Source organism: Microcoleus sp. PH2017_12_PCY_D_A, assembly GCF_020738565.1.
GTDB lineage: Bacteria > Cyanobacteriota > Cyanobacteriia > Cyanobacteriales > Microcoleaceae > Microcoleus.
Genome location: NZ_JAEQCI010000064.1, coordinates 88024 through 105578, shown reverse-complemented (window position 1 = coordinate 105578; position 17555 = coordinate 88024). Strand labels below are relative to the sequence as shown.

Here is a 17555-nt window from a genome sequence, read left to right as displayed (position 1 = left end):
GCATCATTACAATGCTAATTTACAACTCTAAATGCCTACTTTTCTTTGACGTGAGTTTTATTCTCTCGATCCTTTCCTTCAGGGCACTACCTGAATTTGCGGACTGAAGTCCGCACTACGAACCTTATCGATGGCGAGCAATAGTAAGATTAGTTTGTAGTGAGGACTTTAGTCCTCTGAATTTGCGGACTGAAGTCCGCACTACGAACCTTATCTCATCCAGTGACTACTTATTAAGTATTAACTCAAAATTCGATCTATCGTTTGATTCGCCTGCGACTCGTAACTCCCGCCAAACAAATTAAAGTGATTCAAAATATGATATAAGTTGTAAAGCTTTTTGCGCTTTTCATAGCCTGAATCTAGCAACCAAACTTCATTATAACCCCGATAAAACGCTGCGGAAAAACCGCCGAACAGTTCCGTCATTGCAATATCAACTTCTCTGTCGCCCCAATAAGCAGCCGGGTCAAAAATTACTGGTTCCCCCGCAGCAGTTACCGAGGCATTTCCTCCCCACAAATCCCCGTGAACCAGCGAAGGTTGAGGCTTGTAACCCTCCAATAACTTGGGAATAGCTGCTAGCAAAGTTTCCCCCCGATTGAAATTTCCGCCGCGGCGCCTAGCTAACTTTAACTGATAACCAATCCGGTGTTCTGTCCAAAATTCTGCCCAATCTGCCGTCCACTTATTAATTTGAGATGTTGAGCCGATCGCATTATTAACACTCCAACCAAAATGTCTCTTCAGCAAGGCAGAATCAACCTCTTCTCCCCCCCTTAGCCAGGGGGGGCTGGGGGGGGTGAATTGGTGCATTTGAGCCAGTTTCCGCCCCATTTCTTCCCAAGCTTTATCGCCCCCGCCACTTCGCAAATCCAGCCATTCCAACACAATATAAGCAGAATTGCCCTCAGTTCCCCAGCAAATCGGTTGAGGAACTCTAATAGTCTGGGTTTCTGCCATTTGCTGCAAACCCAGGGCCTCAGCTTCAAACATGGCGGCTTGGGAAGCTTGATTGATTTTCGCGAAATAAGTGCGGGTACTGCTGTTGATAGCATAGCCTTGGTTGATGCAGCCACCGCTGACTGAACGGCGGTTGTCGATGGAAAAGCTCTCTCCGGTTGTTTCGGAGATGTGTGCTGCAATTTTGTGCCACATAGCATCAAATGGTTTTGAGGGCGATCGCCATTAGTGTATCTGACTGGCGACACTTTACTGCGATTAATCGATCGCACATCAAATACAATATAATACCATTTTGACAAAAGATTGCTACACAATAAATGTCGAACCTGTTTGATCGTTCGGACTTTAGTCCTCAGAAGAAGAAGGACTGAAGTCCGAACGATCGAACCTGTTTGTTCGTTGGTGGCTAGACAATGTAAGGAGAGTCGATCGCCTTGGCGCGATTAATTGCTACCAATGTCTGGTAAATCAAAGCCGAAATCTCGGCGCGGGTGATGTCTCGCTGCGGCGAAAGCCGATCGCGCGCCGGATAGTTTACTACAATCTTCAAAGCAGTTGCTGTGGCTGCGGCGCTTAACGCAAAATTAGGAATTTGAGCGCGATCGCTGTAAACTTTCAAAACATCGGGATTGCCACCCTTAAGTTCCAAACCGTTAACCAAAGATACGATCGCCTCTGTCTTCGTCAAATTCTGATTCGGGCCAAACTTCAACCCAGGAAACCCGGACAAAAACCCCGCCCGATTCGCCCGTTCGATCGCACTTCTCGCCCAAAAACTAGCAGAAACATCCACAAAATTGGTAGCTGCCACCTTCGGAATCGGACTAAATGCACTCACCAACAGCGCCGCATATTGAGCGCGATTTAAACTGTTGTCAGGCCCGAAAGAACCGTCAGGAAAACCGCTAATTATATTCGCCGCAGCCAAAGCTTCTATAAACTTTTCTGCCCAATGTCCCGAAATATCGCTAAACCTAGAACCGCCGATATTTGGATTGCCACCAGCCTTTCTTACCGCAGCTTGCACGGCTTTAAAAGCATTCACTTTCCCGTAACCAAACCAATCGCTGCGGCGGCTGGTAGCATCGTAATTTCCCCTGCGATTTCCCAACTGCGGATCGGGATCGGGATCGACAATTTTGTCGGCAGTTTGTTCGAGAATTCCCCGCACTTCCCGCGCTGTCAAACGGGGGTTAGCCGAAAGCACCAAAGCTGCCACTCCAGCGACTACTGGAGTGGCGCTGGAAGTGCCGCCAAAGCTATTGGTGTAGTCCCCCGAGTCGTAGCCGACAACCCCCACTCGATCGGCAGCAAACACCCCCAAACCGGGCAAATACTGCGACACCTCCGGCCCAGTCGCAATAAATCCGGTTTCCGGCAGCCAAGTTCCCGGCGGCGCGTTGTTGCTGGGCGCGCACACCGAGATGCTGGTGCCCCAATTGCTGTAGGCTGCTTTTTTGTTGAGGGAAGTGGAAGCAGACACCGCGATTACATCCGGGTGCACGGCAAATCCAGCCAGCCATTTAGTTCGATCGCCAAACATATTATTTGGCCAGCCTTTTTCGTCAACCGCGCCGTTGACTGGGCGGTTGGCATTCCCCGCAGCGAACAAAATCACGCAGCCTCTACCGCCCCGCCCTTTGGTAGCTGCTTTGGTGATGGCGGCGCTTTGACGCAGGGAAAGCGGATAGTAAACTGCGCCAGCCCCCCAACTGCAAGAGATGACGGCGGCACCTTTTTCTACAGCCCAATTGAATATTTTTTCGATCGACTCGTCATCGAGAAAACCCGTGGTACGGATGGGCATCAGGGCGCATCCGGGGGCGACGCCGACAGTACCTTGGCCGTTTTCTTCCGCAGCGGCGACACCGGCGCAACTTGTCCCGTGGTTGTCCGATTCAGCAACCGGCATCGGGGAAGTGTCGCCGTCTTTGAAATCGATGGGCGAGACGATTTTGCCTTGGCCTTGAAAATCGGGGTGCGTCAGATCGACTGAATCGTCGGCGATCGCAATTACGATCGATCGCGCGCCGCGAGTTATATCCCAAGCTGGTTCGGCATAAATTTGAGCGCCGCTGACAACTCCGTCACCACCTTGGTTGTTGAGATACCACTGTTTGGGATAAAGCGGATCGCGGGGTGTATAATGCTGCTGAGTTTCGATTAAAATGTTGGGTTCTGCGATCGAAACTTCTGGATATCTTGTCAGGCGGTTGGCAATTTTAATCGGGTTTTCGGTTGCTTGTTTGGTCACTTCACAGACGAAGGTGTTGGGAATGCCTTCGACTGGCCGGACTATTGTTAAATTTGCTGCATTGGCGATCGCCCAACGCGATTCTTCGTTTACTTGTTCGCCAAATTGAATAGTAATTCGATCGGTTAAATAAAAGAATGTACTCGGATTGTTCGCCGGACAATAAACGTGGCTAGCAAAAGCTACGGCATCGCTGGCGCGGGCGGCTTGCATTGCTAAATCTAGGTTTTCCGGCACCACTAGATATTCTTCCAGATTGCTTTGTCCGACGCGGCGGTTAAGTTTTGCCTGAGTTTTTGCAGCCCAATTGTTTGATGCTGATGCTGTTGCTGACGGACGGACTGTAAAGCGGTTAGGAACTTTTGACAGCAGCAATTCATCGCCACCTCGCTGCAAAATCACCGCCAGACTTGCTTCGGGAACTCCGATACCTTGATAATTTTGGAGGATGGCGGATGTGGGTTTGCTTGGTTGTACCATTAGAAATGTCCCTGTTTGATTTGGGAGAGAAAACCGGGCGGTTGAAACCGCGGCGACACAGACAAAACCCGCGGAGGCGGGTTGAAGATACCAGGCGGTTTCAACTACCGTCTTATCTTATCTCCATCAGTCGGCGTCCGGCGAACATCGTTTTTCTAGACGCGGTTGAAACCGCCATCTTATCTTCAACCTGCCTCCGCAGGTTTTGTCTTTGTAGACGCAGTTTAAACCGCCGTATTCATTTTTATACGATCTCTGATCTCAAATAAACACGCTAGGATTAACATTAAAGAATTCTCCCAGCGCCTTAGCTTGCGCCTTGCTAATCGACCGTTTCCCATTAACCACCTCAGATACTACTCCTTTGGAACCAATCACGCCCACTCAATCGGCTTGTTTAAGTTCGCGAATTTCCATGAAATGCAATAGAACATCTTGGGGAGTCACTTCTGGATCTGGGTAATATTTTGATTCGTATTGTTCGATCAACAGCCCCCAGAGACTCAGTAAAGTTTCTTCTTCTACTGTTAATTCTTCCTTAGACATCAGAAAATCGACTTCTGCGAGGGCAAGATCGTTATCTTCTTCGTTCAGGATGGGCTTAGGCTGAGATTTCGCCAGCAGTTGACCGTAGACTGTTTTCTCGATTGTCATATTCATGGTTCATTTTATTGTTAAATTAGATAGATCGAAACTTACGCATCAAAACCAAAGAAACCGGGTTTTTCACCAATTTTAAAGCCTCAAATGCAGTATTTAGGTAAAAAAACCCGGTTTCTGCCTCCGGGACTAAATCGCCGGGATATGTCCCATCCCCCACGATTTCCTTTGTTTAATCCAAAATCGATCGCACCCTTTGACATTTGCACATTGACATTTGAACAAAATTGGTTTACACTTAGCCGGTTGCGATCGCCAATGGTAAGATCGGCTCAAGCTAAATATCTTTTTAAAGCGCCGAGGCGCAAAGTAATTTCATGGTATACTCTGCAACTGTTTGCTGGCTTCGCTTCACCGCCCGGATGACGATCGGGGCGATCGCAGTTTTGACCCTGTTGCAACCGCTCCAAGCCCAAGCACAACAACCTTCTCGGCCAGATAACCAACCGCAAGTCGAACCCGCCGACGACCCCACAGACCCCAACAACCTCCGCCCAGTGACGCAAGACAGCAGCGTACTCAGCATTGCCGGAGGTCAGCGTTTGATGACAGAAGCCAGCAATGCTATTTCCAGTCAAAATTACACGCTGGCGGCTCAAAAACTCCAAGAATCCCGCCAAATTTTCAATCAACTCTCCAACTTCTACCAGCAACTGGGCAGCAGTTTTGCCGGAATTGACATCCGCTTGGCTGACAGCAACCGCACCAAAGCTGTGGAAACAGCCCAAATGCGCGACGAAGCTACCTACCGGCTGGCGCTGGTACACCGCGCACAAAATAAGCCGGAACTGGCTGTTCCCCTACTGATTCAGATTATTCGATCGCAGCAGCCAACTCGCGACTTGGGCAAAAAAGCTTACCAGCAGTTACTGGAATTGGGTTTTGTGGATGCGCCCTATCCCCGGCCTGCTGCAGCTCAACCGCGATCGTCTAACAAATAGTTCCACTAAAATACTCAATACAGCCCTTTATCACAAATACCAATGGTTACACCGTCTCAAGTAGCAGAAATGATTAAGGCAGAGTTGCCCGACGCTAAAATACAAGTTGACGATTTGACCGGCGGCGGCGACCACTACCAGGCGAGAGTAGTCTCTGCCGCCTTTGAAGGGAAAAGCCGAGTCAAGCAGCACCAACTGGTTTACGGAGCTCTCAAACAGGCAATGGCTAGTGAAGCTATCCACGCTTTGGCATTGGAAACTTTAACTCCGGCAGAATGGGCTGCCAAAAGTGAAGTTGCTTAGTTTTTCAGTTGCAATTGTCGATCGCACATTTGTGCTTGTGTCAATAGTTGCTTGAGAAACAGTTGCTAACCAAAGAAACCGGGTTTTTCACCGGAATCTATGGCTGTAACAAAAGATTTTCGTTAAAAACCCGGTTTCTGTCTCATGAGAAACAACTGTCCACGTTTAAAATTTTTCAAACAATATTAGGAGCTACCATGAGTACAGCACAGGAAAGAATTGACGACTTGGTTAAGCAAAACAAAATCATGGTGTTTATGAAGGGCAATAAGTTAATGCCCCAGTGCGGTTTCTCTAATACTGTGGTGCAAATTCTCAATACTTTGGGAGTGCCTTACGAAACAGTTGATGTTTTGGCAGACCAAGAAATTCGTCAAGGCGTTAAAGAGTATTCCAACTGGCCGACAATTCCCCAAGTTTATATCAATGGCGAGTTTATTGGAGGCTCGGATATTATGATCGAGATGTATCAAAAGGGCGAATTGCAAGAAGCCGTAGAAGTCGCTTTAGCTTCTTAAATCAAAGGAAGGGAAAGAAGAAAGAAAGTTTTGAGTTTTAAATTGTGAGTTTTATATTGTAAGTTAAAGACTTAAAAATTCTGAGCTCCGAACTTAAAACTTTCGCAAATCTCTAACTATAACAGCAGTAGGGCGGACACGGCCCCGCCCTACTAAACTTCTATTTTGCAGCTACAGCTTCCGAATTTCTGACTCTCATACCATGTCCGATTATTTATCGGTTGTTTGTAGTAAGGAATGCAAGTCCTTATTCATTAAAAGCGTCAAGGCAGGACTGAAGTCCTCACTACAAACCTAGTAGGTTTATTAAACCAAATTTGGTGTTTAATAATAGTCTGATTCAGCTTGTGTTTGTGTCTGTGGCATTTCAAAATTGGAAGGATCGTGAATGTAACGCGCTGCTTCTTCTTCTAATCTGTGAATCAGATAGGGTTCCAGGCTGTTACAATGTCGCAGGGCTGCGAGGTAGCCATCTAAGTAAAGCCGCAAGTCATCGAAACGATAACCTCTATTCCACATTTCGACGAGGGCGTCGGTGAGTTTTTGGTAGTGCCGGATTGTTTGGGTGTCTTGTAGCATGGTGTGAGTTTGAAATCCTTTGTGGTGTATAATGACGGCGGGATTTAGGAACGGCCCGGATTTATACTGAGCAAGCTCAGCGCCAGAGGCGATCGCTAAATAAAAGTTTTTACCCTGCTCCACAGGCTACCCTCCATAAAAAATTTCACTCGCTGCAATGCAGTTGCTCGAATCTTTCGCGCGCACCTAGATAATTCGCCGTGCGTTTAAAAGAGTCGGGATGTTGCTGAATTTGGCGATCGAACTGAGTGAGTGTTCCGGCTACCGAGCGAACGGTTGCACGCATTTTAGTTTCAGTTACGCGATTTGTCAACTTCCTGGGAGTGGATACCCTGTCGGGGGGTTCGGTCAAAGCAGGCGGCTGGGTCATAGGCTCGATCGGCTGTAGACTGTCTTATTTTCATTGTAAGCTCACCGCCAGAATGATTTAACCTTTCTCAGGTCTGACGATCGCAACTTGACCAAATCTTTAAAATTCATCCCCTGGGTTTGTTCGCCGCTTTAAATGCAGCTTATGCTTGAGTAGCGATGGTTACAAAACCTTGACAAAAGCTCTGTTAACCTGGTAGCAATTAGTGATAAGGGAAGCTCGCCGTTGTGGGATCTGCAAGTATTTCAATTGTTGAAGGAAATCCGCACCTGCGATCGCTCTTGGGCTGGCATTTACAGCAAGTCGGTCACTGGGTGCACCAATCAGCGGATATCAGTCATGCTAGGGAAATATTTTTCAGCCGCCAGCCAACCCTAGTCATTCTCGATGCCCAATTGCCGGATGGGGACGGTTTGGAATTTTGCCGCTGGCTCCAACAGCAACAACAATCGCTGATTTTGATGCTGTCGGCGCGGAATTCAGAAGCGGATATTGTGGAAGGTTTGAAGTCGGGCGCCGACGATTACCTAACTAAACCGTTTGGGATGCAAGAGTTTATGGCTAGGGTGGAAGCCCTGATGCGCCGCAACCGCACGATGGTACCGCCCGCGATGCTGGAATGCGGGCGGCTAAAAATTGATTTGGTGCAGCGCCGAGTCAGGCTCCATGAAGAACACATCGAGCTGACTCCCCAGGAATTCAGCCTGCTCTACGTGCTGGCTCAAGCTGGAGGAGTCCCGCTGTCGCGCTCCGATTTGCTGCGTCGGGCGTGGCCTGATGCAATTGACAACCCGCGCACGATCGACACTCACGTACTCTCTCTGCGGAAAAAAATCGAAATCGACCCGCGACAGCCGAGTCTAATTCAAACTGTGCGGAATGTCGGCTACCGGCTAAATTTGGAATTGTTGAATGCGAATCAACAACATTCACCCGTATTCGGCGCTCCGACATCTGAAACTATCATTAGCCGTTGAATCTGATTTTAGGTTGAGAATTGATGTGCGATCGCATCTGTTTTTGCCGCCATAATAAAATCATTGCGGTGCAATCCCGAAATCGAGTGAGTCCACCAAGTAACGGTAACTTTTCCCCACTCGGTTAACAGTGCGGGGTGATGCCCTTCAGTTTCTGCTGCTGCGCCGACGCTGTTTGTAAAGGCGATCGCACTTTTGAAATCCGGGAATTTGTAGGTGCGCTCTAACTGGGGAATACCATTTTTTTCAATCAAATTCCAGTCGGGAATTTGAGGCTTAAGTTGGATAATTTCGTAAGCCGTGACGCGGGGAGAGTTTGGGAGGCAGGCGGCACAGATTTCTTTTGCTAAAGGTTCCATAAATTGCGGTTGGACGAGAAGATCCTAAAAGATATTATGACACTTGTGATGTGACTTATTTTGGACAGGGCAAATGCCCGTTAGGAGTTACAAAGACATTGTGATTGAAGTCGTTAATAAAACAGATCAGCAATCCGTCTCGGTGAACTTTGCGTCTCTCATTCCACTGCACCAGCTCAGTATGGGCGGTTGTCCGATATGGATACTTGTCAATTGATTCTAGTACACTGTGGCCAGGAGCGATCGCCGCATTCACATCCACCAAAATTTTATCAACTTCTCCGGTTCGTTTGCCGAGTTCGTTGACTGTGTGGTTGCGGAGGATAAAGCTTTTGACATAAATAGGTTGAGTTGAAGTATTTGTCAGCCGCAGCAGTCCCGGTTTTACAGTTTCTACTCGCAAAACATAGGTGGGTGGAATGTAACTAGCCAAGGAGGCAGAAGCCATAATCGCTGGAACGGCAAAAAATGATAAGATTTTTTTCATTATAATATAGTCAAAATTGCCTTTAATCGGCGATTTTACTACATCGAGAGTCTGCTTGTAAAGTGAATCAGACTTAGGCACGGTTGGTCGGAAACTGGGTTTTTTAACGAAAATATAAGGGCTTTAAACGCTTAATCTCGGTTGACAAAACCCGGTTTCTTGGTTCGTAGCGCGTAAGTCTGCAAAAACAATTCACGAGCATTAACCGTTCAAGAATCGATCGGGATCGATGCCAGATTCCCGCAGTCTTTGCATCAAAAATTCCAAGCGAGCTTCAGCAGTCTCTGCACGCTGTCTTTCCTGCTCGGCAAGCCCTTGTGCATGCTCTGTCCGCCCTTGTGCCTGTTCTGCCCGCTCCTCGGGAGTCGGAATCCAATTGCCCTCACTATCGTACCAGCGCAACCACAGTCGATCGACTCCCAGATAATCCCCGTGCCACAAACCCAAGCCTAAATCAATCTCAGGCATCCACAGGCGCGAGTCAGAGAGTTCTAATTCTTCATAGCGAGCTCCATCCAATTTAAAAGCCCTCAATCGATTGGTGTAGCGGCTGAAAACAACATAATAAGGAATTCGCAAAACCTGCTCGTAAACCTCCCATTTCCGCAGAGGCTTTTCCGAAGTCGGTTCGCGGTTGATGTTACCATTACCTGCTATTTGTTCAGGCGCCGACGGTAGATTTTCCCCCTCATTTTCTCCCAAATCTTCTTTTTCTGTTCCCGGCGAGAGCAATTCTACAATCACAAAAGGATTCACACCCTCTTGCCAAATAACGTAACTCAGCCGCATATCAACTTCATCGTACAACCGGGAAACTCCGACAACTCCAAACCAATCCGGGCGCTTGTACCAAAGCGGGTGACGCACGTCATAATAAAGATTCATGTCGCTTCCGGTAAATATTTGGGAAGCCGAATAGCTGCCAGGGCGGAAGGTGTAGCTCAGCAACTGCGGTTGCAAGCCGTGAAATTCATCAGGCAAACCAGGTTCCTCCGGATTTTCGCTAGGTAGATCGTACATCGTGGGGAGCGTTTCTTTGGGCGATCGAGGGGGTTCTGTTTGAGGCACGGGATATTTAAGTGGAAACATAAGAATTTCGGGGAATAACTTACATTATTTTAACTCAATCAACATTAAGCAGGTGGCTAATTTCCCAGCCTCTGATTTCCTTAATTTCCCAAGGTTTGTAGTGAGGACTTTACAAGGTTTGTAGTGAGGACTTTAGTCCGCATCAAATTCTGCGATTTCCTTAATTTCCCAAGGTTTGTAGTGAGGACTTTAGTCCGCATCAAATTCTGCGGACTAAAGTCCGCACTACAAACCTGTGAGAACTTTAGTCCGCATCAAATTCTGTGATTTCCTTCAAAGGTTTGTAGTGAGGACTTTAGTCCGCATCAAATTCTGCGGACTAAAGTCCGCACTACAAACCTATTTAATCCAGCTAACAATTGTAAGTGTTGGTTAAGCCCCGCCCCTTGTATATTGAAAGGAGTATCCCGTTCAACCGATAATTTTCTTAATCAAATCCAACTTACCTAGATAGGGAGCGTACCGCCATTTTAAGTCAAGTAAAAACGACTTTTGCAGCACACTTTTTTGATGTGAAAAAGTATCAAAACTAGCTTTTCCGTGATAGCTGCCGGTGCCGCTGTCGCCAACTCCGCCAAAAGGTAAAGTTGTGACTCCGACTTGCATAACCGTGTCATTAATGCAAACTCCGCCGGAAGAAGTTTCGCGCAAAACTCGCTCTTGTTTCTCTTTATCTTTCGAGAACAAATACAAAGCTAGGGGTTTGGGGCGGGCGTTGATTTGGGCGATCGCATCTCCGAGCTCTTCATACTCCAAAACGGGCAAAATCGGGCCAAAAATCTCATCCTGCATCACCGGCGACTCCCAGGAAACCTTGTCAATTACCGTCGGCGCAATATATTTGTCTTCGACGCTGGTTTGGCCGCCAGCTACAATTTCGCCATCTTTGACAAACTCAGCCAAACGTCGTAAATGATGCTGATTGATAATTCGCGAATAGTCGGGACTTTTCTGCGGATCGTCGCCGTAAAATTCGTGAATTGATGTTTTGATTGCTTGCATCAAAGCGGGTTTAACTTTTTTGTCAACTAACAGGTAATCGGGAGCAATACAAGTTTGACCTGCATTGATGAATTTGCCCCACGCAATGCGTCTTGCAGTATATTCAACTTGAATGTCTGAGTCTACAATGCAAGGACTTTTGCCGCCCAATTCTAATGTGACAGGTGTCAGGTGTTTGGCGGCGGCTTCCATGACTACTTTACCGATTTTTGTGCCTCCGGTAAAGAAGATGTGGTCGAATTTTTCGGCTAATAATTGTTTGCTGGTTTCGACTCCTCCTTGGATGGCTGCGATGTAGGCGGGATCGAAGGCTGTGAGAATCATATCCGCGACAACTTCGGAGGTGTGCGAGGCGATTTCTGAGGGTTTGAGGATGGCGCAGTTGCCGGCGGCGATCGCCCCGACCAAAGGTGATATCATGAGCTGAAACGGGTAATTCCAAGGCCCGATAATTAAAACGACGCCCAAAGGTTCCGGGTAAATGCGGGCTGAGGCGGGGAATTGATCGATCGATGTCGGCACCTTTTTCGGCTTGGCCCACGATTCAACGTTTTTGATGGCATAATTAACTTCTGCGATCGCAGCAATTTCAAAATAAGCCTCATACTCGGGCCTGTTCAAATCTGCCTTGACAGCATCCACAATCCGTGATTGATTGGAGGCGATCGCACTTTTGAGATTTTTGAGTTGTTCGATCCGAAAATCCACATCTTTAGTTTTCCCAGTAGCAAAAAATTGTCGCTGCTCCCGGATCGTATCGCTGACACTCAATAGCATATTTTCTCCTGTATCTATCTACATAAATGTTACAATAAAAAAATGAAAATATCAAAAAGCCATCTTTTATATTCCTGTATATCATTGCTTTGCTTGTTAGCAGTCACAAGCTGCAATTCGAGTTCTCAAAAACAAGTTGTAATTTGCTCGAAAGACTTTTCCGAGCAAGTCATTTTAGCCGAAATTTTAGCACAGCACATCGAAGCCAAAACAGATATTAAAGTAGAACGCGAACTCAACCTCGGAGGCTCGCTTTGCCATCAATCCCTAACAGCAGGAAAAATTGACTTGTACGTCGAATATACAGGTACAGGTTTTACCAATATTCTCAAACAAAAGCCTATTTCTGACCCCAAAAAAGTCCTCAACTATCTCAAACAAGAGTATCCCAAACAGTTTAAAGCCGAATGGACTGAGCCGCTGGGATTTAATAACGGTTTTGCGATTATCGTGCGGGGAGAAGATGCCAAAAAACTCAACTTGCAAACTCTCTCACAACTAAGCAAGGCTGCACCAAAATTGCGCGCTGGTTTTGGGCCAGAATTCAAAGACAGAGAAGATGGATTTCCGGGATTAGCTAAAACTTACGGGATTAAATTTGCTGGAGAACCGAAGGAGTTGCTGTTAGGATTGCTTTATCAAGCGCTGCAACAAAAAGAAGTAGATGTGATTGCCGGTAATACGACGGATGGTTTGATTCAAAGTTTGGGTTTGGTAATACTCAAAGATGATAAGAACTATTTCCCGCCCTACGAAGCTGTTCCGGTTGTGCGATCGCAAATTTTGGAAAAATACCCAGAATTGCGTCCAGTGCTCGCTGAGTTGGGCGGCAAAATCTCGGAGGAAGATATGCGCCAACTCAACTATCAAGTTGATGGAAAACAGCAGGATGCTGCACAAGTAGCGCGACAGTTTTTGCTGCAAAAGTTGGGCGACTCCCAGCCTGGGACTCCGGCGAAATAAGGGCAGGAATTATGCAAAAAATGGTTTGACACGCTACATCTAGTAAGGTGCGCACTGCGCACCCTACATATACTTCTCGCGGATGCCGGCGTTAGCTTAATTTGCCAAGCTGCAAAACAGGAGCTTTGATTGATTCAATCTGGGACTCCGCAACTTCAACTGTAATTGCTTCGACATTGAAACCCTCTAAGCTATAACCGTCTTCTTGACCTTCCGGCATCGGGTAATGCTCAACAATAGTTGCTATAGCACCTTTTTTTAGATTGTAATTCGGGATGTCTTCGCGCAATGCTACTTGTGAAAAAAGTGCAAACTTCATGGCGGATTACCTCTTGTTAATCAGGAACTAATGTAACAAATCTCGTTTCGGATGGAGTAACTATCCAAACGGTTTTGACTTGTAAAGTTCTACCGTTTGGCCCTGTTAAACTGCCTCGAATCATGTACTTTTGACCGTATTTTGTGTTGGTCATTGGCTCTGCTTCCAATGAAAGTATCTGGACTCTCAAATCTCGATCGAGCTGCTGCCAGTTTTCTAGATCGTAACCACCCCGAGCGAGAAACTGAGATTTGTCATCTTTCAATACTTCGGACAGTTTTAGATGCGATCGAGTCTCCGAAACCCTTGCTGGCTATATGCTGGACTATTTTTTCAATGTTTGACTTTGACCCACTCGTTGCAGAAAATACGTAAAAAATGGCATGGCTGACTACGTAAGGCTTACAGGGCTGTTAAAAAACTGTCCGAAGTATTGATCTTTAGGAAGCCGGATTAATAAATAGTTCGTCAGCTTTTCTGAAGGAATCACGGAGTTAAGGCTAAGTTGTACCATGCGGTAAATTTTCTCTTAAGTTCCTTCACTCAGCTTCGCTCAGCCTGCGCAAATTCAAAATATCGCTCATCTTTTTAATTTGCATACAAGTCCGCTCAAACTGTTCTTTATCCTGGATATCCATGCACAAGTCAATTAATGCCGGCAATCCGGGATATGTTTTGACTTGGGCGCTGCGGACGTTGACTTTGTTGTCCTTCAAATGCGATAATACATCGTTGAGAACTCCCACTCGATCGAGGGCTTCTACTTGAATGTTCACCGGATAAGTATTGGGGCGAGATTCATTGCGGTTGGTGGAATTCCAACTCACAGGAACTAATCTATCTCCCGGGACGCTTTCAACATTTGAACATCCTTGGCGGTGAATCGAAATTCCTCGGGTGCGAGTCACAACTCCAATAATTGATTCGCCGGGAATCGGACAGCAACAGCCGGCTAAATGATACAGCAATCCTTCTACACCTGCGATCGGCGATTTGCTCGGAGACGAACTCGGTACGGGCTTGGGTGCCGCTGATGCAGGTATTTGCACGGGGGATTCCTGGATTCCTGCGGGTGCAGCTTCTATTTTTTGCTGCACTTTGACTAAATCTCGCAGTCGGTTGACTACGAGATTTAGGGTGACTTCGCCGTAGCCCAAACCTGCGATTAAATCTTCGACGCTGTGGTAGTTGCAGCGCTGAGCCACTGATTGCATGGGTTCAGATTTCAGCAAGGATTCTAAGCCGTTTTTACCTAATTCTTTTTCCAGCAATTCCCGCCCGCGAGCGAGATTTTCATCTCGGTGCGATCGCTTTAACCACTGGCGAATTCGGTTTTTTGCTCCGTTTGTCTTGACAAAATTCAGCCAGTCGGAGCTCGGATGACCGTTTTTTTGGTTCAAGATTTCTACAATGTCGCCATTCTTTAAAACCTTGTCAAGTGTCACCATTCGCCCGTTGACTCGGGCGCCGGTGCAGCGATTGCCTATTTCACTGTGAATGCGGTAGGCAAAATCTACGGGTGTTGAGCCGCTGTTGAGTGCAATCACGTCTCCGTTAGGAGTAAAAACGTAGATATCTTCGTCAAATAAGTTGTCTTTAATGCTTTGTAAATATTCGCGATCGTCTTTGAGATCGGTTTGCCATTCTAGCAGTTGTCGCAGCCAGGTAAATTTTTCGTCGTCGCCGGTGACTGTGGTATTGGAACCGCCGGTTTCTTTGTATTTCCAGTGGGCTGCAATGCCGTATTCTGCAATGTGGTGCATTGCTACGGTGCGAATTTGTACTTCGATGGGGCGGCCGCTGGTGCCGATTACTCCGGTGTGCAAAGATTGATAACGGTTGGCTTTTGGTAAACCGATATAGTCTTTGAAGCGGCCGGGGATCGGGCGGAATGAATCGTGGACGATCGCCAATGCGCGATAACAGTCATCATTGGTTTCTACTATGATCCGCACCGCAGCAATATCGTACACTTGGTTAAAGCCTTTTTGCCGGCGCTGCATCTTCCCATAAATCCCGTACAAATGTTTGGGACGGCCGCTGACTTCATAGCATTTAATGCCTAAATTGTCAAGCCTTTCTCGCAAACAATCTGTGACTTCTGCGAGTTGGGTTTCTCGATCGCCCCGCTTCACCGCCACCAAGTCCTGAATTTCGCGGTAAGCTTCCGGTTCCAGGTATTTAAACGCTAAATCTTCCAATTCCCACTTAAAGCGCCCGATACCCAAACGGTTGGCCAGGGGAGCAAAAATCTCTCGGGTTTCTAGGGCAATTGTGCGCTGCTTTTCTTGGGACAAATGCTCCAAAGTCCTCATGTTGTGCAGTCTGTCTGCGAGTTTGACGACAATGACGCGAATATCTTTAGCCATTGCGAGGAACATTCGGCGGAAATTTTCGGCAAGGCGCTCTGTTTTGCTGGAAAAATTAAACTTAGAAAGCTTGGTGACACCTTCGACTAACTGTCGCACTTCTGCCCCAAACCGCTGTTCTATTTCTTCGAGAGTAATATCTGTATCTTCCACAATGTCATGGAGGAAACCTGCGGCAATCATGGCACTGTTTCCGCCCATATATCGGAGTATTCCAGCTACAGCTACCGGATGGCAAATGTAAGGTTCTCCAGATTTGCGGTACTGTCCTTCGTGCAAGTCGCGGGCAAATTCAAAGGCCCGACAAATTAAGCCGTTGTCAGCGGTGCAATTTGGGTTTGGGGCCTCGTCAGGTTGCGATCGAGCGTTCAGGCATTCTTGCAGCCAATCGGGAACTATGCAAGGATCGATCGCGTTCGAGGGAGTCAGAGTATTCGCGTTCATGGGGTACACCTTTAAAAATTAGAAATACAAATGGTTAAAAGCCGGTTTTCGGTTGAATTGCCGAATTTCTGTGTTTAGTTATACTAAACTAATTGAATGCCACAATTTGCAATCCCAAAAAATAGTCGATTTTTGTGTTAACTATACCTATCTAATTGCGAGCTGCCCCCCCTCTGGGGTAGGAAAATATAGTGACTCCACTGCGGCCGCTGCGGTCGGTCGATCGGGTAAGATAAGAATATTTTGGCGGCAGCAGCGGACTCCGGCGGGCGATCGCCATTTACAGGCAACGCTAAACTCAAAGCAGAAGCCAGAGCGATCGAGTGACGCCCCCCAGTGATGAAATTTTCTCTAAAAACAGGGAATTGCTGCAAAAAGGCAGGGCTTCCTTGAATACGAGCAAAGCTTAAGCAAGAATCTACTTTGATTATAAAGACAAATTTGTTTGCAAAATCATGATATTGTCCGAAGACCGCCGCCATTGCTACGAAGAATTACAGCAAGCACTCGAACAGCTACAAAGAACTGTTGCACAGGATAATCTCGATCGGGCAGCGCTGGCGATCGAATACAAAAAAGTGCAACAATTTTTCGGAAACCAAATCATGAGATCCCCCAGCGCTGAGTTAGACGCCTCAGAGCCCCCCCCAGAACAGTCATATTTGACGGAAATTCACAAGCAACTGCGGTTATTGGGAACAGATGTCACGTTTTTGCAAGTAGCGAAGCAGCCAGCAACAGCATCCGCAAGGCAAACTGCGACGGCGGAGCGACTTAACACGCTAATTGGCTACTGCGGTGCGGTGCTCCAAAAAAAATCTGGTGCGCCCGGGCCCGTCCAGATGCAAAATTAATAACTGAATTAACAGGGAATAGATAAGGCAAGGAGAAATAAAGCGGTGGAATGTCCAAAATGTAAACATCCCAACTTAGACGGCGGCACCTTAGCCGGCAGTATGTCGGTGCAGTGGTGTCCCAACTGTTACGGTATCTGGATTCCGGGCAAAGAATACGAAGCTTGGCAGAAAGAGCACAGCCAGTGGTACAACAAATCCCAGAAGCCAGATGCGACAGGCACTCTCGGCATAGAATTCACGCCGTCTCCCTACGACAGCAAAGCAGCGCTGTGTCCCGAAGACGGTCACTATCTCTCCCGGGCGAAAGTTCCTTTCAGCAGAGTGCCCTTTTACATAGAGCGCTGTATGTTGTGCGGGGGCATTTGGTGCGATAACGGCGAGTGGGATATTCTCGAAAGTCTGGGATTCCACACCGAGATTGACAAGATGTTTTCTCCCAACTGGCAAGCTAAGGCCCGCGTGCAAGAACTCGCTGCTCGGGAACGTCAGGTGCTGACTGAGAAGCTGGGCCCGGACATCGCCGGATATGTGTTGGAACTAGCGGAAGTTTTAGCAGACCATCCCCACGCTGATTGTGCGGCTACTTACATATTGCGGAGAGCTGAGTTGAAGCGAAAGGAAATTTAGTCATTAGTCATTAGTCATTAGTCATTAGTCATTGGGCAAACAGGTAATTGGGGAATTGGTAATTGGGGTAATATCAAATCCGTTAGATCCGAATTATATTCTGCAAGCGATCGTCCCCGCTTGGTTCCGCGTTCAAAAAGCGAGCGGGGACGATCGCACTGCAATCCCCAAAATATGATTCCGATGCCAAGGTCAACGAGATTATCTCCGAGTG

Annotated in this window: 21 protein-coding genes; 8 read left to right on the top strand and 13 right to left on the bottom strand. The window is 47.3% G+C overall.

All coding sequences use genetic code 11. From position 1 onward, the window contains the following. Positions 1–240: 240 nt before the first annotated feature. The 3 genes from JGK39_RS19575 to JGK39_RS19565 form a co-directional block, all read right to left on the bottom strand. Positions 241–1158, bottom strand: coding sequence for a fructosamine kinase family protein (locus tag JGK39_RS19575; protein WP_293250567.1), 918 nt, complete (start codon positions 1156–1158; stop codon positions 241–243). Between the two features lie 214 nt (positions 1159–1372). Further along, positions 1373–3700 (bottom strand): S8 family serine peptidase, encoded by a 2328-nt coding sequence (locus JGK39_RS19570; protein WP_293250564.1) that lies wholly within the window; start codon positions 3698–3700, stop codon positions 1373–1375. A 384-nt stretch (positions 3701–4084) separates the two neighbouring features. After that, positions 4085–4354 (bottom strand): hypothetical protein, encoded by a 270-nt coding sequence (locus JGK39_RS19565; protein WP_293250561.1) that lies wholly within the window; start codon positions 4352–4354, stop codon positions 4085–4087. Positions 4355–4677: 323 nt separating this feature from the next. On the opposite strand from JGK39_RS19565, the gene JGK39_RS19560 reads away from it, so the two are divergent. From JGK39_RS19560 to grxD, 3 genes are all read left to right on the top strand, one after another. Next, a complete protein-coding gene (locus JGK39_RS19560; protein ID WP_293250558.1) occupies positions 4678–5301 on the top strand; it encodes a hypothetical protein in 624 nt (207 codons plus the stop codon). A 42-nt stretch (positions 5302–5343) separates the two neighbouring features. Beyond that, positions 5344–5604 carry a BolA family protein gene (locus tag JGK39_RS19555; protein ID WP_293150780.1) on the top strand — a complete coding sequence of 87 codons (261 nt, stop codon included), beginning with the start codon at positions 5344–5346 and terminating at the stop codon, positions 5602–5604. A gap of 197 nt (positions 5605–5801) precedes the next feature. After that, positions 5802–6122: a Grx4 family monothiol glutaredoxin gene (gene grxD, locus JGK39_RS19550; protein WP_293250555.1), complete on the top strand. Its 321-nt coding sequence runs from the start codon at positions 5802–5804 to the stop codon at positions 6120–6122. A 324-nt stretch (positions 6123–6446) separates the two neighbouring features. Here grxD and JGK39_RS19545 read toward each other — a convergent pair whose 3' ends face one another. Further along, positions 6447–6701 (bottom strand): DUF6761 family protein, encoded by a 255-nt coding sequence (locus JGK39_RS19545; protein ID WP_293250926.1) that lies wholly within the window; start codon positions 6699–6701, stop codon positions 6447–6449. 145 nt (positions 6702–6846) lie between these two features. After that, the gene (locus tag JGK39_RS19540; RefSeq protein ID WP_293250552.1) at positions 6847–7071 is read right to left on the bottom strand and encodes a hypothetical protein; all 225 of its coding nucleotides are present in this window, start codon (positions 7069–7071) and stop codon (positions 6847–6849) included. Between the two features lie 227 nt (positions 7072–7298). Here JGK39_RS19540 and JGK39_RS19535 point away from each other — a divergent pair, with 227 nt between their 5' ends. After that, complete coding sequence (locus JGK39_RS19535; RefSeq protein WP_293250549.1) at positions 7299–8048, top strand: response regulator transcription factor; 750 nt, start codon at positions 7299–7301, stop codon at positions 8046–8048. A gap of 8 nt (positions 8049–8056) precedes the next feature. On the opposite strand, the gene JGK39_RS19530 is transcribed toward JGK39_RS19535, so the two are convergent. The 4 genes from JGK39_RS19530 to JGK39_RS19515 all read right to left on the bottom strand — a co-directional run bounded on the left by JGK39_RS19530 (position 8057) and on the right by JGK39_RS19515 (position 11762). Continuing rightward, positions 8057–8407, bottom strand: coding sequence for a 4a-hydroxytetrahydrobiopterin dehydratase (locus JGK39_RS19530; RefSeq protein ID WP_293250546.1), 351 nt, complete (start codon positions 8405–8407; stop codon positions 8057–8059). A gap of 55 nt (positions 8408–8462) precedes the next feature. Then, positions 8463–8894 (bottom strand): hypothetical protein, encoded by a 432-nt coding sequence (locus tag JGK39_RS19525; RefSeq protein ID WP_293250543.1) that lies wholly within the window; start codon positions 8892–8894, stop codon positions 8463–8465. A gap of 201 nt (positions 8895–9095) precedes the next feature. Next, positions 9096–9983 (bottom strand): Uma2 family endonuclease, encoded by an 888-nt coding sequence (locus tag JGK39_RS19520; RefSeq protein ID WP_293250540.1) that lies wholly within the window; start codon positions 9981–9983, stop codon positions 9096–9098. A 411-nt stretch (positions 9984–10394) separates the two neighbouring features. Next, positions 10395–11762, bottom strand: a complete 1368-nt coding sequence (locus tag JGK39_RS19515; RefSeq protein WP_293250537.1) for an aldehyde dehydrogenase — start codon at positions 11760–11762, stop codon at positions 10395–10397. Between the two features lie 42 nt (positions 11763–11804). Here JGK39_RS19515 and JGK39_RS19510 point away from each other — a divergent pair, with 42 nt between their 5' ends. Continuing rightward, the gene (locus JGK39_RS19510; protein WP_293250534.1) at positions 11805–12725 is read left to right on the top strand and encodes a glycine betaine ABC transporter substrate-binding protein; all 921 of its coding nucleotides are present in this window, start codon (positions 11805–11807) and stop codon (positions 12723–12725) included. 91 nt (positions 12726–12816) lie between these two features. On the opposite strand, the gene JGK39_RS19505 is transcribed toward JGK39_RS19510, so the two are convergent. The 3 genes from JGK39_RS19505 to JGK39_RS19495 form a co-directional block, all read right to left on the bottom strand. Further along, positions 12817–13044, bottom strand: coding sequence for a DUF4926 domain-containing protein (locus JGK39_RS19505; protein WP_293250531.1), 228 nt, complete (start codon positions 13042–13044; stop codon positions 12817–12819). A 16-nt stretch (positions 13045–13060) separates the two neighbouring features. After that, complete coding sequence (locus tag JGK39_RS19500; protein WP_293250528.1) at positions 13061–13309, bottom strand: DUF6883 domain-containing protein; 249 nt, start codon at positions 13307–13309, stop codon at positions 13061–13063. 274 nt (positions 13310–13583) lie between these two features. Beyond that, complete coding sequence (locus tag JGK39_RS19495) at positions 13584–15857, bottom strand: bifunctional (p)ppGpp synthetase/guanosine-3',5'-bis(diphosphate) 3'-pyrophosphohydrolase (RefSeq protein WP_293250525.1); 2274 nt, start codon at positions 15855–15857, stop codon at positions 13584–13586. Between the two features lie 70 nt (positions 15858–15927). Between JGK39_RS19495 and JGK39_RS19490 the strand changes: the two genes are divergently transcribed. From JGK39_RS19490 to JGK39_RS19480, 3 genes are all read left to right on the top strand, one after another. Next, positions 15928–16197 carry a hypothetical protein gene (locus JGK39_RS19490; RefSeq protein ID WP_293250522.1) on the top strand — a complete coding sequence of 90 codons (270 nt, stop codon included), beginning with the start codon at positions 15928–15930 and terminating at the stop codon, positions 16195–16197. A gap of 115 nt (positions 16198–16312) precedes the next feature. Further along, positions 16313–16711: a heterocyst frequency control protein PatD gene (gene patD, locus JGK39_RS19485; RefSeq protein ID WP_293250519.1), complete on the top strand. Its 399-nt coding sequence runs from the start codon at positions 16313–16315 to the stop codon at positions 16709–16711. A gap of 45 nt (positions 16712–16756) precedes the next feature. Continuing rightward, on the top strand, positions 16757–17341 hold the full coding sequence (locus JGK39_RS19480) for a zf-TFIIB domain-containing protein (protein ID WP_293250516.1): 585 nt from the start codon (positions 16757–16759) through the stop codon (positions 17339–17341). A gap of 17 nt (positions 17342–17358) precedes the next feature. On the opposite strand, the gene JGK39_RS19475 is transcribed toward JGK39_RS19480, so the two are convergent. After that, the coding region (locus tag JGK39_RS19475) for a hypothetical protein (protein ID WP_293322346.1) at positions 17359–17555 on the bottom strand (197 nt) is incomplete at its 5' end.

Bases quoted from the DNA above. Each gene is read 5' to 3' on its own strand.
- JGK39_RS19520 (WP_293250540.1), bottom strand. From the start codon at position 9,983: ATGTTTCCACTTAAATATCCCGTGCCTCAAACAGAACCCCCTCGATCG.
- JGK39_RS19540 (WP_293250552.1), bottom strand. From the start codon at position 7,071: ATGACCCAGCCGCCTGCTTTGACCGAACCCCCCGACAGGGTATCCACT.
- grxD (WP_293250555.1), top strand. From the start codon at position 5,802: ATGAGTACAGCACAGGAAAGAATTGACGACTTGGTTAAGCAAAACAAA.
- JGK39_RS19530 (WP_293250546.1), bottom strand. From the start codon at position 8,407: ATGGAACCTTTAGCAAAAGAAATCTGTGCCGCCTGCCTCCCAAACTCT.
- JGK39_RS19555 (WP_293150780.1), top strand. From the start codon at position 5,344: ATGGTTACACCGTCTCAAGTAGCAGAAATGATTAAGGCAGAGTTGCCC.
- JGK39_RS19495 (WP_293250525.1), bottom strand. From the start codon at position 15,857: ATGAACGCGAATACTCTGACTCCCTCGAACGCGATCGATCCTTGCATA.
- patD (WP_293250519.1), top strand. From the start codon at position 16,313: ATGATATTGTCCGAAGACCGCCGCCATTGCTACGAAGAATTACAGCAA.
- JGK39_RS19510 (WP_293250534.1), top strand. From the start codon at position 11,805: ATGAAAATATCAAAAAGCCATCTTTTATATTCCTGTATATCATTGCTT.
- JGK39_RS19575 (WP_293250567.1), bottom strand. From the start codon at position 1,158: ATGTGGCACAAAATTGCAGCACACATCTCCGAAACAACCGGAGAGAGC.
- JGK39_RS19560 (WP_293250558.1), top strand. From the start codon at position 4,678: ATGGTATACTCTGCAACTGTTTGCTGGCTTCGCTTCACCGCCCGGATG.
- JGK39_RS19515 (WP_293250537.1), bottom strand. From the start codon at position 11,762: ATGCTATTGAGTGTCAGCGATACGATCCGGGAGCAGCGACAATTTTTT.
- JGK39_RS19525 (WP_293250543.1), bottom strand. From the start codon at position 8,894: ATGAAAAAAATCTTATCATTTTTTGCCGTTCCAGCGATTATGGCTTCT.
- JGK39_RS19570 (WP_293250564.1), bottom strand. From the start codon at position 3,700: ATGGTACAACCAAGCAAACCCACATCCGCCATCCTCCAAAATTATCAA.
- JGK39_RS19565 (WP_293250561.1), bottom strand. From the start codon at position 4,354: ATGACAATCGAGAAAACAGTCTACGGTCAACTGCTGGCGAAATCTCAG.
- JGK39_RS19545 (WP_293250926.1), bottom strand. From the start codon at position 6,701: ATGCTACAAGACACCCAAACAATCCGGCACTACCAAAAACTCACCGAC.
- JGK39_RS19505 (WP_293250531.1), bottom strand. From the start codon at position 13,044: ATGAAGTTTGCACTTTTTTCACAAGTAGCATTGCGCGAAGACATCCCG.